This is a genomic window from Ensifer sp. R1-3, from assembly GCF_056739175.1.
This window is the reverse complement of record NZ_CP096515.1, coordinates 368046-381683: the sequence shown is the minus strand read 5'-3', so window position 1 is coordinate 381683 and position 13638 is coordinate 368046. Positions and strand designations below refer to the sequence as shown.

Sequence of the window (13638 nt, the reverse complement as noted above, 5' to 3'; positions counted from 1 at the left end):
GCGGTCAGGCGGCCTCGCCCTTGGGTTTGTCCTGATGGCCGTAAGTGGCAAATCCCTCGATGACGCCGGCGATTTCCTGCTGCGGCAGGACCACCGGACCGCCGATCAGGAGCGCGTGGTAATATTGCTTGGCGATCGTCTCGAGCTCGACCGCCGCCCACATCGCCTTTTCCAGGCTCGAACCGGTCGCGATCATGCCATGATTGGCCATGAGGCAGGCGGAACGCCCCTCCATCGCCTTCAGCACGTTTTTCGACAGCGCCTTCGTGCCGTAGCGGGCGTAATCGGCGACGCGCACGTCGGAACCGCCGAAGGCGGCGATCATGTAGTGACAGGCGGGAATCGGCTTGCGCGCCATCGCGAGGATCGTCGAGAAGGTCGCGTGGGTATGAACGACGGCGCCGACATCCGGCCGCGCCCGCAGAATGTCGAGGTGGAAGGGCCATTCGACCGAGGGCTTCTTCGGCCCTGCCCAGGCGCCATACTCGCCCTCGATCGGCATGGCGACGATCATGTCCGGCGTCATCTCGGCATAGGGGATCGCAGACGGGGTGATCAGCATCGTGCCGCCGTGGCGCAGGCTGATATTGCCCGAAGTGCCCTGGTTGAGGCCGATCGCATTCATGTGGCGGCAATGGTCGATGATCGACTGGCGCAGTTGAAGTTCGTTCATCGTCCTACCTCAGCACGGATTGACCGGCGGCAGGCCGGCGATGTAGCGGCGCACTTCCTCTGCGGCCATTTCCGCCGCATAGGTCACGGTGCGCACCGACGCGCCCGCTATATGCGGCGTCAGCGTCACATTGGGAAGTTTCAAGAGCGGCCAGTCTTCCGGCACGGGCTCGACGGCAAAGGTCTCCAGCATCGCGCTTGCGAGATGGCCGCTGACGAGATTCTCGTAAAGCGCGTCATAGTCGCAGAGCGGCCCGCGGGCCGTGTTCACGAATATCGCCCCCGGCTTCATCTTCGCGAAGGTCTCCGCATTCATCATGTTCTTCGTCTCTTCGCTGACGCGCGGATGAAGCGTAACCAGGTCGGCGCGGGCAAGCAGTTCGTCCAACGCGACGTGTTCGACGCCGGCATTCCGGTCTTCGGCGCTGAGCTGCACATAGGGATCGTGGACGAGCACCTTGGTGCCGAAAGCACGAAGCAGCCGGACCACCTTGGTGCCGATATTGCCGTAGCCGATGACGCCGACCGTCATTTCGGAAAGCTCGCGGCCGGTGCGGTCGGCGCGGTAGAGATCACCCCGCCATTCGCTTCGCCTCAGCGCCTCGTGCCCCACGCGGATGAGGCGCGTCTCCGCGAGGATGGCACCGATCGTGAATTCGGCGACGGCGCTCGCATTGCGGCCGGGCGTATTGACGACGAGGACGCCCGCCTCGCGAGCGGCTTTCATGTCGATATTGACCGGACCGCCGCGCGAGACGGCGACGAGCTTCAATCCCGGCAGGTCGGCCAGCATGGTTCGGGACAGCGGCGCAAGCTGCGTCACGAGGATTTCGGCGTCGCCGACGAAGTCGACGATGTCCCCGGGCTTGCCGAGATATTCCTTGAGGCCGTCCATCCCCTCGACGGCATAGCCGTGCTCCATCGGCACGTCCGGCCAGGGCAGCTCGAGCATGCTTATCTCATGCTCGTCGCCGCATGCCTCGACGATCTTGTCGCGAAAAACATCCGGCAGCATGAACCGGTCGCCGATAATGGCTATCTTCTTCATTGCGGTCTTTCCTGTTGGTTTCCCGTTCCGGCTGCGTGGGAGAGCGCATGCCAGACGGGTTGAAGCGCGAGGCGCGACTGCTTGTAAGCGGGGAAAAGCGCGTCATAGCGGCGCGCGAGCTCTTCATCCGCGGGTTCTGCCGGCCGATGGTGCGGCCGCACCCATTCGCGGACGCAGTCGGCCATGGAGGGATAGATGCCCAGAGAGACGGCGGCGATCATCGCCGCACCGGCGGCACCCGCCTCCTCGCGTTCGCTGGTCTGGATGCTGGCGCCGAGAGCCCCGCCGAGAATGCGGCGTAGCGAGGCGCTGCGCGCAGCTCCTCCCGACAGACGGACGCAGGCCGGTAGCGGCCCCATCGCGGCGTAACAGTCCCGCGAGGCAAAGGCGAGGCCGTCGAAGACCGCGCGCACCATGTCCCCGAAGCCGTGGTTGATCGAAAGCCCGACGAAGGAGGCGCGGGCCGAGGCATCGACAAAGGGGCCGCGCTCACCGGCCTCCGAAATATAGGGCTGGAAGAGAAGCGGAGTCTCGTTCGCTTCGGAAAGCCAGCCGTCCACATGGGCGAGCAGATCGTTCTTCGATTTCTCGATCCCCATGCCCTTGAGGAGACCTCCCGCAAACTGCAGGATCCAGTCGATATTGAGCGTCGCCGCCATATTCGACTGCATCTGCGCATAGGTGCCGGGTATCGGCATGCACATGGTGTAGCCGGTGTGATCCTGGTTGAGCCGGACATCGTCGGCGCCGGCCGCCAGACGCATGTGCATGCCCGTGGAGCCTATGATCGAGCAGCCCGTGTCGGTTCCGGGATCGTAAAGGCCCGCGCCGAGCGCCGTGCAGACGACGTCGACATAGCCGAGCACCACCGGCGTCCCCGCCGGCAAGCCCGTGGCAGCCGCGGCGGCGGCCGAGAGAGGGTGATGCGTGCTCGCCCCGTCGACGATTTCCGGCAGCAGGTGCTTGAGTTCGTTGAGACCGAGAAAGTCGATCACCTCATCGGAATACTGGCGCTTGCGGAAATCGCCGAAGGTGAAATTCGCTTCCGAGGGATCGGTCGCGCGCTTGTCCGTGAGGTTGAAATAGAGCCAGTCCTTGCAATGGAAAGCGGTCGCAGCGCCTTGCAGCATCTCCGGCGCATGATCCTTCATCCAGCGCAGCTGCGGGCCCTGCTGGCAGGCGGCAAGACCCGAGCCGGTGCGCGAGAAACGCTCCGCATCGCCGCTTTCGGCACGCAGGCGCTCGACGATTGCGCTCGCGCGCGCATCGAGCCAGAGCCAGCCCTTGCCCACCGGCTCGCCCTCTCTGTCGATCATCCAGGTGCCGTCCCCCTGACCGGTCACCGCGATGGCGGCAACACGGCCAGGGAGGTTCTCGATCCTGGCCGAGAGCTCGACCAGGGTTTTGACTGTGTCCGTCCAGGTACGCCGCAACTCCTGAACGCTGCCGGTGCGGCCCACCGCCTCATAGCTGTTCGGAACCGCCGTCATCGCCAGCTGCCGGCCGCCTAGATCGAAGGCGACCGACTTGATGACGGACGTCCCGGCATCGATGCCGATGAGGATGTCGCGCATCAGGCGAGCTCCTCGCCGTGCGAGATCGCCATACCGCTCTCGCTGTCGAAGACGTGGAGGCTTGCAGGGTCGAGCCGGATGCCGATCGGCTGACCGATCTCCAGGCTGGTACGGTCATGTTCGACCAGCACCATGGTGCCGCCGGCGAAATCGGCCGCGATATGGGTCTGGTCGCCGAGCCATTGATTGACGGCAACGCGGCCCGTCACTCCGTCTGCACTGCGCCGGACGGAATAGGGCCGGATGCCGAGAACCACATTCTGGCGCTTCATCAGCGCATCGCGGACGGCATGGGAGAAATCGGCGGCCTGATACTCGAGCCGGACGCCGTCCTTGAGGCCGAAGGTCACGCGAGCATCCGTGCCGCTGATGCTTGCCTCGAAGACGTTCATCGGCGGCTCGCCGACGAAGGTTCCGGTGAAGAGATTCGCCGGCCGTTCCTTGATCTTCTGGGGCGTGTCGAACTGCTGCAGCACCCCGCCTTCCATGACGGCGATCCGGTCGGCGAGCGCATTCGCCTCGGTCTGGTCGTGGGTGACGAGGATGGCGGTCAGCCCGCGCTCCTTGATGTAGTGCTTGATGCGGCCGCGCAGCACGGCGCGCAATTGCGGCTCGAGCTGGCCCATCGGCTCGTCGAGGAGATGCAGGTCGGCATCGCGGATGAGCGCACGCCCGAGGGACGCCCTCTGCTGCTGGCCGCCGGAAATCGAACTCGGATAACGCCCGAGAATATCCTCGATCTCGAGCAGCTTGGCGATGCTCGCTACCTTCTCTTCGACGACGCTCTGCGAAAGCTTCGACGCCTTGAGCGCAAAAGCTATGTTTTCCCGCACCGTCAGCGGCGGATAGAGCGAATAGCCCTCGAAGGCCATGGCGACGTTGCGGCGGACCGGCGCAAGCATATGCACCTGCCGGCCGGCGACCGAAATCGTGCCGCGCGATACCGGTTCGAAGCCGGCAATCATTCGAAGGGTCGAGGTCTTGCCGCAGCCGGAGGAGCCCAGAAGCGCGATGATCTCACCCTTCTTCACCTCCATCTTCAGCTGCTTCACGGCGTGAACGCCGTAGTCGACCGGACCATAGAACTTGTCGACGTTGTCGATCAAAAGAGCGGTAGCGTTCATGCCGCTTCTCCATCGCGCTTGGATGCCAGTTCGGAAGGAAGGATGCGCTGACCCGTCGCCTTGTCGAACAGAAAGGCCGCCCGCCCGTCGACTGCGATATGCGCCGGTCCGGCGACCGGGCCGGGGGTACCGGCAGGGCGGGACACCAGGATCTCGCGGCCGCGGGCGGTCAGCGCCAGCGTCACGGTCTTCTCGTTGAGCGGCGTTTCCGCCTCGACGGTCACCGGAATCGCGCCATGCGCGCTGGCTTCGGCAAAAGCGATCGTCTCCGGGCGCAGGCCGAGGACGCACTGCTTTTCGATAATTTCCGCGCCGAAGCCCGGTAGGCGCAGCCGCATGTCGGAGAGTTCGACGAAGGCGCCGTCCGGACCGCGCTGCGGCACGACATCGAGCAGGTTGATGGTCGGATCGCCGAAGAGCCGGGCGATCTCGATGTCGGCGGGCGCGTTGTAGATTTCCGCCGGCGTGCCGATCTGGCGGATACGCCCATGCGCCATGACCGCGATGCGGTCGCCGAGCGCCATTGCCTCCTTGTAGTCCTGCGTAACGTAGATGACGGTCGCCCCTTGAGCGGCAAGCAGGCGCGGCAGTTCCAGCCTCATCTCGAAGCGCAGCTTGGCGTCGACGTTGCGAAGCGGATCGTCGAGGAGCAGCAGCGGCGGCGAGCCCACGAGGGCGCGTGCAAGCGCCGTGCGCTGCTTCTGGCCGTTGGAGAGCGCCTTCGGATGATGGCTCAGCACATGATCGATCTTCAGGAGCTTTGCGACTTTGTGCACGCCGGCGGCGATCGTATCCCTGGACGACTTCCGCGAGGTCAGCGCGCTGGCGATGTTGTCGAAAGCACTCATGTGCGGGAACAGCGCAAAGTTCTGGAACGCCATGCCGAGGCCGCGATGTTCCGCGTCCACGTCCGTCATGTCCTCGCCGCCGATCAGGACCCGGCCGCCATCCGGTTCGATGACGCCGGCGATCAGCCGGAGCAGAACGGTCTTGCCGGAACCGGACGGACCGAAGAGCACCAGTCGCTCGCCATTGGCCACGTCGAGCGAAAGATCGTCCAGGACCGTCTGGCTCTTGTAGCGCTTGACGATGTTTTTCAGTTGCAGCGTTGTCATTCGATTATCCCTTCACCGCACCGAGCGACAGGCCTTCGACGAGGTAGCGCTGGGCGTAGAGTGCGAGTGCGAGCGTCGGCGTGATCGAGAGCACGATCGCGGCGGCGATCTGGCCGTACTGGATGCCCGAGGCCGTGACGAAAGCCAGCGCGCCGACCGTCACCGGCTGCTTGTCTGCGGAAGCCAGCACCAGGGCGAACACGAAATTGTTCCAGGCGAAGATGAAGGCGAGCAGACCGGCCGCTGCGATCCCGGGACCTGCCAGCGGCAGGGCGATCTTGCGGAACGTCGAGAACCAGGAGTGGCCGGCGATGCGATAGGCATATTCGACGTCGGCCGAGATGTCCTCGAAATAGCCGCGCACGATCCAGAGAATGAGCGGCAGGCAGATCAGCTGGTAGATCCAGATGAGACCGAAATAGGTGTTCGAGAGGCCAAGCCACTGAAAATACTGCGTCAAGGGCAGCAACACGAGCAGTGGCGGCGCAAAGCGGAAGGAGAGGAGCGTGAAGGCAATGTCCTCCGATCCCCTGAACTTGTGCCGAGCGAAGGCATAGGCCGCCGGCACGCCGAGGACCAGCGCCAGCGCTACGGAAGCGACCGACAGCAGGACCGAATTGCCGAGATTGCGCATGAAGGCGATATCGAGCGTGCCGGAAGCGGTCTGGAGTTTGCCGGTGATCAGCGCCGCATAATTCTCGAGCGTCGGCGTGAAGACCACCGATGGGGGTATTCTGAGGATCGTCTCGTTCGTCTGGAACGACATGAGGAAGATCCAGACGATCGGGAACATGAAGAAGACGACGACCAGGGTAAGCGCGACGCCGCGCAGGAGTCTTTCGACCGGAGAGGTGGTTTCCATTTTCGGCCTCCTTACGCTTCGCCGCGGGCGCGTTCGCGCAGCCGGAGCCAGTTCTTGATAAAGATGTTCGACAGCGCGTAGGTGATCGCCCACAGGATGATCAGCAGCGCCGCGGAACGCCCCACATTGGTCGACTGGAAGAAGTTGAGGTAAGCCTCGACCTGGAAGACCGTCAGCGTGTCTCCGGGCCCGCCCTGCGTCATCGCGTAGATGATGTCGAACTGCTGGATGGAATCGAGCAGGCGAAAGAGCGTCGCCGTCAGGATATAGGGCGTGAGCATCGGCAGGGTGATGCGGAAAAAGACGAAGCTGCGCGGCACGCCGTCGAGCGCGGCCGCTTCGAATGGCTGCGTCGGCAGCGAGCGCAGGCCCGCGAGCAGCAGGATCATGATGAAGGGCGTATAGACCCAGATGTCCACGAGCACGACGGTCAGCAGCGCCGTGTCCGGCGACGATGCCCAGCGGAAGTTCTCAAGGCCCACGAGACTTGCGAGATAGCTCAGGATCCCGAAGCCGGGATTGGTCATCAGCTTCCACATCAGCGCCGCAAGCGCCGGCGCCGTCATCAGCGGCAGGAGCAGCATGATCGAGATGAAGTTGTTGACCGTCGAGCGGCGCTGCAGGAGCAGCGCAATGCCGAGACCGAGCAGCAGCTCCAGGGTCACGGTGACGCCGGCATAGAGCAGCGAGATCTTCAGCGTGTTCCAGAAACCCGGATCGGTGAAGAAGTTCAGATAGTTCTCACCCCAGTTGAACTGGCGTGCCCAGGGCTGGCTGAGCCGGTAGCGCTGGAAGGAATAGATCACCGCCGTGAAGAACGGGATCAGGATACCGATGCACACGAGAAGCGCCGGCAGGGAGAGCACATAGGGCAAGGCCCTCTTGCTGATCCTGAACCTGCTGCCCCTTGGGCTGGAGTGCGTTACTGAAGCCATGGCCAGCTCCGTCTAAATGCCTGTGTCTATGACATACGGGGTCGGCCGCGGCCGGCGCAGCCAGACCCCCTCTTCCATCTGTTTTTCGTGCCGAAACGGCGGCCCGCCGGCGGCGGGCTGGCCTGGAGCGGAAGGCGACGTCCGATGATGTCCGCCCGCTTCCGTTCCAAGCCGGGAGTGCGATCAGCCGAGCCCGGCTTCCGCGAGCTGCCGGTTGATGCTCTCGACAAGCCTGTCGAGACCCTCGTCGACCGGCACTTCCTTCGCCACCATCTTCTGCAGGGTCGCCGCCCATTCGGTGGTGAGGTCGAAGAAAAGCGGCTGGGGGGTGAAGTGGATCTTCGCGCCCGGCGCCGAAACGTCGTGCATCTCCACATATCCGGGATAGCTCTTGTTCAGCCGCTCGCGGAAGATCTCGTCCTTCCAGACCGATGCCCGGACCGGGTTGACGAAGTCCATCTTGGTCGCGCCGAAGATCGCGTGCTCGAGACCCGATGCCCATTGCAGGAAATACCAGGTCGCATCCTTGTCCTTCGCGAAGTTGGACATGGCCAGCGACCAGATCCAGATGTTCGGCGTCGGAGCCTTTGCCTCCGGGTTGGCGGCAAACGGAGCGTAAGCGAGCTTGCCTGCCATCTTGTTGTCGCCGCCGTTCATGAAATAGCCGAGAATGTCGGCGTCGTAGATCATGGCGGAGGCGCCGGCGCCGAGGTCCGTGCCGACCTGATACCAGGTATAGGTCGACCAGTCCTTCGGGCCGCTTTCCTGGATCATCTGCACCCATTTTGCGTGGAAGGCCTTGGATTCCGCCGTGTTCATCGCGGCCGAAAGCTTGCCGTCCTCCGAGACGTTCAGATCCTTCTGGCCGAAATTGGCGTAGCCGGAAAGGAAGCCCGGATGGATCGTCGCCCAGGAACGGGAGCCGCGCACGCCGATGCCGTAGACGCCGCCGCCTACGTCCTTGTTGAGCTTTGCCGCCGTGGCGACGAGTTCATCGAGGTTCTTCGGAACGCTGGCGCCGACCTTTTCGAACATCTCCTGGTTATAGGAGAGGTTGTTCTGCTCGTAGCCCCACGGAATACACCATTGCTTGGCATCTTCCGAACCGAGCGCACCGCCCGGCTGGCCGTTCCATGCGCAGGAAGCCTTGACGCCCGGCAGGAAGTCGTCCCAGCCATATTGCGGATTTGTCTTCGCCGGATCCTTGATCCACTCGTTGAGGTCCGTGATCCAGCCGGCCGGACCGTAGGTCCAGGTCATATAGGCGCCGGTCATGAAGGCGTCGTATTCCGACGAGCCGGAAGAGAGCGCCGCCGTCACCTTGTCGAAATAGACATCCTCCGGGAAGACGTCATAGGTGACTTCGATGCCGGTCAGGTCCTTGAACGCCTGAAGATTGGCGATCATCGCATCCGCATAAGGATGCTTGTTCAGGAGCAGCTTCAGCGACTTGCCGGAATGTGCCTTCCAGTCGAAGTCGGCGGCAAGCGCCTGGGTCGACATCATGTTGAACAGGGTGCCGGCGGTGCCCGCCGTCAGGCCTGCCGCGCCAAGGCCCTTCAACAGGCCGCGACGGTCCACCTCTCCGCGCAGGAATGCGCCAATGAGGTCTTTCTCCTTGTCGTACATCTGTTCTCTCCTCCACTACGGGTAAAACTGCTCGACTGAGCTGCCGGCTACCCAACCGGTATTGCCTCCCCGGACCGCAGCGCCGATTTTCGTCGCTCCTCGGTCCCATGTTTCTCAAGCGGCCAGCGTCTGCGCAGTGCGCTCGTCCGTGATGAGCCCGCTCAGGAATCCGCTCTCCAGGACCGCGCGTATAGGGCGCGTCTTGACCCTGCCCCCGGCAATCGCCACGGTGCGGCGGTTCTTCAGGTCCTGCCGGCCAAGCGTGAAAGTGCGGTTCGAAAGCGCGGTCTCGATCGGCCTGCCCTTCTCGTCGAAGAAGTGGCCGAGCAGCTCGCCGACGCCGCCCGCTTTCTGAATCTCCGCTATTTCGCGCATCTCGATCATCCCGGTCGCCACAAGCGACGCCTCGCGCTCGGCCGTGCCGATTCCGACCATCAGAAGGTCGGCCGACTTCGCGAGATCGAAGACCTCACGCACGCCGCGCTGGCTGAAAAGGACATCGCGATCCTCGACCGTGTTGGCGAAGAACGGCACCGGCATCACATAGGCTTCGGCGCCCGTGCGCTCTGCCAGGCGGTGGATCACGTCATGCGGATTGGCGGAGAATTTTCGCGTGAGCCCGCCGAGCAGCGAAACGAAGCGCGTATTGTTGCTCGCCGTGCGCGGCATGTACTCGATGCTGGCTGCGAGCGTGCGTCCGTGGCCGACGCCGATCAGCGCCGTCTCTCCGCGCTCGATCTCGCGCCTGAGAAACTGTGCCCCGGAGATGCCGAGCGCCTTCAGCGGCAGGTCGTCGCTGTCGAAGTCCGGGACCACCTCGCAATAGTCCAGGCCGTAACGGCTGGAAAGCTTCTGCTCCAGCTCGACGCATTCGGAAACGTCCCCGTCGATATAGACTTTCACCAAGCCTTCCTGATTGGCCTTCATGATCAGCCGGTGCGCTTTGAGCGACGTCAGTCCCAGACGCTTGGCGACCTCGGCCTGGGTCAGCCCGCCCGCGTAATGCAGCCAGGCGGCGCGGGTCGCCATGCTCGCCTCGTCGTCGCGGACAGCCATTCCACCGATGATCGCCATATCCTCCACCCATGCTGCATTGCATGATAATTTTTGCAGCGCATGATATTTTTATCTCGATATGAAATAATTTTCATGGGTTGAAAAAATTGTCAAGTCTCAGTTGGTGGCATGCCGAAAAAACGCGGGCACATCGGCGATGCGTTCCGCTGAGTTTTCGAAAAGCCAAGGGAGTCTGGCGAGCGGGAGAAGCGGAGGCCGGTCTCTCTACTGACCGAGATTCTTGATGTAGAGAGACAGGAGCTGGGTTTGCGAGGAAATGCCGAGCTTCCGATAGACGTTGCGGCGGTGGACTTTGACCGTGCCCGTCGAGATGCCGAGCTTCAATCCGATCGATTCGGAAGAATGCCCCTGAAGCACGAGTTCGATGATGGCGGCTTCCCGCTCGGTGAGGTTGAGATGCCGCCAGACCCCGTCTGCCGGCGGATGCGCCGCCTTCCGGCGGCCCCTGCCCTTTTTCGCGAGCGCCGTATCGAAGCGACGGTCGAGTTCCGCCCAATGATGGCGCACGAAAGCCGCCACCAGCGGCTCCGCCTTCTTCAGCAGTGCGAATTCCGTCGCGCTGAAGACGCCCGTCGCCTCCCGCCGCATCAATGAGAGGACGACGGTGACCTGTTCGCTGACCGGCACGAAGAAGCCGACCTCCTCGGCAAGCCCCGTCTGGACGTAGTAGGTCCGGTAGTATTCGCTCGAGAAGAAACGGTCGGGTGCCAGTTCCCGCATGCGCCACACGCCGGGCTTGGGGGCACGAGCGGCGTGATAGAACGGATCGAGCAGATAAGGTCCGGCCTGATAGAGGCTCACGAAGAGCACGTGATCCTCGGCGTCGAACGTACTGTAAAGGTCGAGCGGCCGTTCTTTTCCCCTGTAGGCAAAGACGACGACATAATCGAACGTCATCAAGGTGGACATCAGTCCCCGGAATGTGCAGCCGACAGCCTCGTCATCCATCGGCGCGCCGTTCACCAGCGGCGCCATCGCCTGAAAAAGTCTGTCGAGGTCGATGCCCAAACGGTTCTCCCGGCTCGCTCCGCCGCTCTGGGGTATACTCCTTCCACAGGGCGCTTTGGGTTGAAATACCTCTCTTGGGGTATATACCGGCCCGGGCGCTTTTGACTAGGCTATCCGATAATGACGGTGGAAGCGGCGGTGCATGAACCGCGAGCAATTCCAAGAACGACCGCAGGGAACAGACGTGACATCCGCTTCGACGAACGACATCGAATTCCGTTCGGTCGCCAAACGCTATGGCAGCGTGACGGCGGTATCGGACATCAACCTGACGGTGCCGAAGGGCGCCTTCGTTGCGCTGCTCGGCCCATCCGGCTGCGGCAAGACCACATGCCTGCGCATGATCGGCGGCTTCGAGCAACCGAGCGAAGGCATGGTCTATATCGGCGGCCAGCCGATGAACGGCGTGCCTGCCTATCGCCGGCCGGTCAACATGGTGTTCCAGCAATATGCGCTTTTCCCGCATCTCGATGTCGAGCAGAACGTCGCCTACGGCTTGAAGCAGATGCGCCCCCGTATCCCGGCGGCCGAGATCACCCGGCGCGCCCAGGAGGCGCTGGAGATGGTCCGACTCGGCGGCTTCGGCAAGCGCCGCATCCACGAAATGTCCGGCGGACAGCAGCAGCGCGTGGCGCTCGCCCGCGCCATCGTCAACAAGCCGAAGGTGCTGCTCCTCGACGAGCCGCTCGCAGCGCTCGACAAGAAGCTGCGCACCGCCATGCAGATCGAGCTGCAGAGCCTGCAGCGCGAGCTCGGCATCACCTTCGTGCTCGTCACGCACGATCAGGAAGAGGCGCTCTCGATGAGCGACTTCGTCTGCGTCATGAGCACTGGCCGCATCGTGCAGATCGGGCCGCCGCAGGAGATCTACGACCGCCCGGCAAGCCTCTTCGTCGCCGATTTCGTCGGCAAGACCAACCGCATTGCCGGGACGATCGAACCCGGCGCCGGCGCCGTCATCCTCGCCAATGGCGTCGGACTTGCCGAGCCCGCCCGCGCCAACGGCACGGCAGGCCCGGTCATGGTGGCGCTGCGCCCGGAGGCGATAAGCCTGGTGCGCGACGGCAGCGCTGCGCTGCGGGGCACGGTGACCCACCGCATCTTCCTGGGCTCGTCCGTCGAATATTCGGTCGAGGTCGAGGGCCTCGGCGATTTTCTCGTTACCGCCGACCGCCGCAGCCTGAACGACCACGATCTCGCCGAACCCGGCGAAAGGATCGGGCTCAGCTTCGACCCGAATGCAATGCATGTCTTTCCGGCCTGAGGGGCCCGATCTGCCGCAATCAATTGACGTCAACGATAAGGGAACAGCATCATGACCAAGTGGTACAGAGAGAATGCCCCGATCACCGAGGACAAGCTTGCCGACGAGCTGATGCGCCTGAAGCGCGGCTCCGTTTCGCGCCGCCACTTCCTTGGCGTCACCGGCCTCGGCCTCGCGACGGCCGTATTGGCGCGCCAGCCCGGCCTCTTCAACTCCGCCGCTTACGCCGCCGGCGACCTCGGCACGCAGATGTCGATCGCCACCTGGCCGAACTATCACGATCCCGCCACCTTCGAAGCCTTCACCGCCGCGACCGGCGTCGCGGTCGAAGTCAACGTCTTCGGCTCGAACGAGGAAATGCTGGCGAAGCTGCAGGCGGGCGGCACCGGCTGGGACCTCTTCGTGCCCACGAACTACACGATCTCGACCTATGTGAAGCTCGGCCTGATCGACGAGCTCGATCTTTCCAAGCTGCCCAACTACGACGCCTCGACGGAAAATGCGCGCTTCACCAATGAAGGCATTGTCGAAGGCAAGACCTATGCCGTGCCGAAGAACTGGGGAACCACCGGGATCGCGGTGAACTCCGACAAGATCAAGGCGCCGGTTGCGAGCTGGAAGGACTTCTTCGAGATTGCGATGACGGAAGCCGACGGCCGCGCGATGGTGCACGACTATCAGCTCACCACGATCGGCAATGCGCTGGTCTCGCTCGGCTTCTCCTTCAATTCGATCAAGCCCGAAGAGCTCGCCAAGGCCGAAGAGCTGCTGATCAAGGTCAAACCGCATCTCTATGCCATCAACAGCGACTATCAGCCGTCGATGCGCGCGACCGATGCCTGGATGACGATGTGCTGGACCAATGACGGGGCCCAACTCAACCGCGACATGCCGGAGATCAAGTTCGTGCTCGGCAAGGACGGGGGCGAGATCTGGTCGGACTTCTACGCGATCCCGAAGAGTGCAGCGAACAAACCCGCCGGCTACGCCTTGCTCGATTACCTGATGACCCCGGCAAACGCCGTGAAGGAACACATCGCCAACGGCGCGCCGACGACCGACAGCCGCGTCATGAAGCTGCTTCCGGCCGATGTCACCTCGAACAAGATCGTCTATCCGGACGAAGCGGCCCTCACCCCGCTCGAGTTCGGCGCCGCGGTGACGCTGACGGATCCGGGCCGCGCCGAGCTGATGGCGCGTTTCAAATCGGCTTGAGCTCGCGATTTGCCCCTCACCCTAGCCCTCTCCCCGCTCGCGGGGAGAGGGGACAGGCTCGCGGCCGCCGCGAGTCCCCTTCGCCCCGCTTGCGGGGAGAAGGTGGCCGGCAGGC

The 13638-nt window shown here is 63.5% G+C and carries 12 protein-coding genes; 2 read left to right on the top strand and 10 right to left on the bottom strand.

The window, feature by feature from the left end:
* Positions 1-4: 4 nt before the first annotated feature.
* From M1D43_RS01875 to M1D43_RS01830, 10 genes are all read right to left on the bottom strand, one after another.
* On the bottom strand, positions 5-673 hold the full coding sequence (locus tag M1D43_RS01875; protein ID WP_153313224.1) for a class II aldolase/adducin family protein: 669 nt from the start codon (positions 671-673) through the stop codon (positions 5-7).
* A 9-nt stretch (positions 674-682) separates the two neighbouring features.
* Positions 683-1720, bottom strand: a complete 1038-nt coding sequence (locus M1D43_RS01870) for a 2-hydroxyacid dehydrogenase (RefSeq protein WP_028011425.1) — start codon at positions 1718-1720, stop codon at positions 683-685.
* Positions 1717-3294: an FGGY-family carbohydrate kinase gene (locus M1D43_RS01865; protein ID WP_003536386.1), complete on the bottom strand. Its 1578-nt coding sequence runs from the start codon at positions 3292-3294 to the stop codon at positions 1717-1719. Before M1D43_RS01865 ends, M1D43_RS01870 begins: the two co-directional genes overlap by 4 nt.
* A complete protein-coding gene (locus M1D43_RS01860; protein WP_010969794.1) occupies positions 3294-4418 on the bottom strand; it encodes an ABC transporter ATP-binding protein in 1125 nt (374 codons plus the stop codon). The genes M1D43_RS01865 and M1D43_RS01860 overlap by 1 nt, the downstream gene beginning before the upstream one ends.
* Positions 4415-5533, bottom strand: coding sequence for an ABC transporter ATP-binding protein (locus M1D43_RS01855; protein WP_010969795.1), 1119 nt, complete (start codon positions 5531-5533; stop codon positions 4415-4417). The genes M1D43_RS01860 and M1D43_RS01855 overlap by 4 nt, the downstream gene beginning before the upstream one ends.
* A 4-nt stretch (positions 5534-5537) precedes the next feature.
* Positions 5538-6395: a carbohydrate ABC transporter permease gene (locus M1D43_RS01850; protein WP_010969796.1), complete on the bottom strand. Its 858-nt coding sequence runs from the start codon at positions 6393-6395 to the stop codon at positions 5538-5540.
* An 11-nt stretch (positions 6396-6406) separates the two neighbouring features.
* On the bottom strand, positions 6407-7330 hold the full coding sequence (locus M1D43_RS01845) for a carbohydrate ABC transporter permease (protein WP_003536394.1): 924 nt from the start codon (positions 7328-7330) through the stop codon (positions 6407-6409).
* Between the two features lie 183 nt (positions 7331-7513).
* Positions 7514-8959 (bottom strand): ABC transporter substrate-binding protein, encoded by a 1446-nt coding sequence (locus M1D43_RS01840; RefSeq protein WP_003536396.1) that lies wholly within the window; start codon positions 8957-8959, stop codon positions 7514-7516.
* A gap of 114 nt (positions 8960-9073) precedes the next feature.
* On the bottom strand, positions 9074-10033 hold the full coding sequence (locus M1D43_RS01835) for a sugar-binding transcriptional regulator (protein WP_003536397.1): 960 nt from the start codon (positions 10031-10033) through the stop codon (positions 9074-9076).
* Between the two features lie 207 nt (positions 10034-10240).
* Positions 10241-11044, bottom strand: coding sequence for a helix-turn-helix transcriptional regulator (locus M1D43_RS01830; protein ID WP_003536398.1), 804 nt, complete (start codon positions 11042-11044; stop codon positions 10241-10243).
* A gap of 142 nt (positions 11045-11186) precedes the next feature.
* Between M1D43_RS01830 and M1D43_RS01825 the strand changes: the two genes are divergently transcribed.
* Both M1D43_RS01825 and M1D43_RS01820 read left to right on the top strand, forming a co-directional pair.
* Positions 11187-12308 carry an ABC transporter ATP-binding protein gene (locus M1D43_RS01825; RefSeq protein ID WP_153313225.1) on the top strand — a complete coding sequence of 374 codons (1122 nt, stop codon included), beginning with the start codon at positions 11187-11189 and terminating at the stop codon, positions 12306-12308.
* A 51-nt stretch (positions 12309-12359) separates the two neighbouring features.
* On the top strand, positions 12360-13523 hold the full coding sequence (locus M1D43_RS01820; RefSeq protein WP_153313226.1) for a polyamine ABC transporter substrate-binding protein: 1164 nt from the start codon (positions 12360-12362) through the stop codon (positions 13521-13523).
* Positions 13524-13638: the final 115 nt, after the last annotated feature.

Coding starts and splice junctions, on each gene's coding strand:
- M1D43_RS01870 (WP_028011425.1), bottom strand. CDS start 1,720: ATGAAGAAGATAGCCATTATCGGCGACCGGTTCATGCTGCCGGATGTT.
- M1D43_RS01855 (WP_010969795.1), bottom strand. CDS start 5,533: ATGACAACGCTGCAACTGAAAAACATCGTCAAGCGCTACAAGAGCCAG.
- M1D43_RS01860 (WP_010969794.1), bottom strand. CDS start 4,418: ATGAACGCTACCGCTCTTTTGATCGACAACGTCGACAAGTTCTATGGT.
- M1D43_RS01840 (WP_003536396.1), bottom strand. CDS start 8,959: ATGTACGACAAGGAGAAAGACCTCATTGGCGCATTCCTGCGCGGAGAG.
- M1D43_RS01875 (WP_153313224.1), bottom strand. CDS start 673: ATGAACGAACTTCAACTGCGCCAGTCGATCATCGACCATTGCCGCCAC.
- M1D43_RS01825 (WP_153313225.1), top strand. CDS start 11,187: ATGAACCGCGAGCAATTCCAAGAACGACCGCAGGGAACAGACGTGACA.
- M1D43_RS01845 (WP_003536394.1), bottom strand. CDS start 7,330: ATGGCTTCAGTAACGCACTCCAGCCCAAGGGGCAGCAGGTTCAGGATC.
- M1D43_RS01835 (WP_003536397.1), bottom strand. CDS start 10,033: ATGGCGATCATCGGTGGAATGGCTGTCCGCGACGACGAGGCGAGCATG.
- M1D43_RS01850 (WP_010969796.1), bottom strand. CDS start 6,395: ATGGAAACCACCTCTCCGGTCGAAAGACTCCTGCGCGGCGTCGCGCTT.
- M1D43_RS01820 (WP_153313226.1), top strand. CDS start 12,360: ATGACCAAGTGGTACAGAGAGAATGCCCCGATCACCGAGGACAAGCTT.
- M1D43_RS01865 (WP_003536386.1), bottom strand. CDS start 3,294: ATGCGCGACATCCTCATCGGCATCGATGCCGGGACGTCCGTCATCAAG.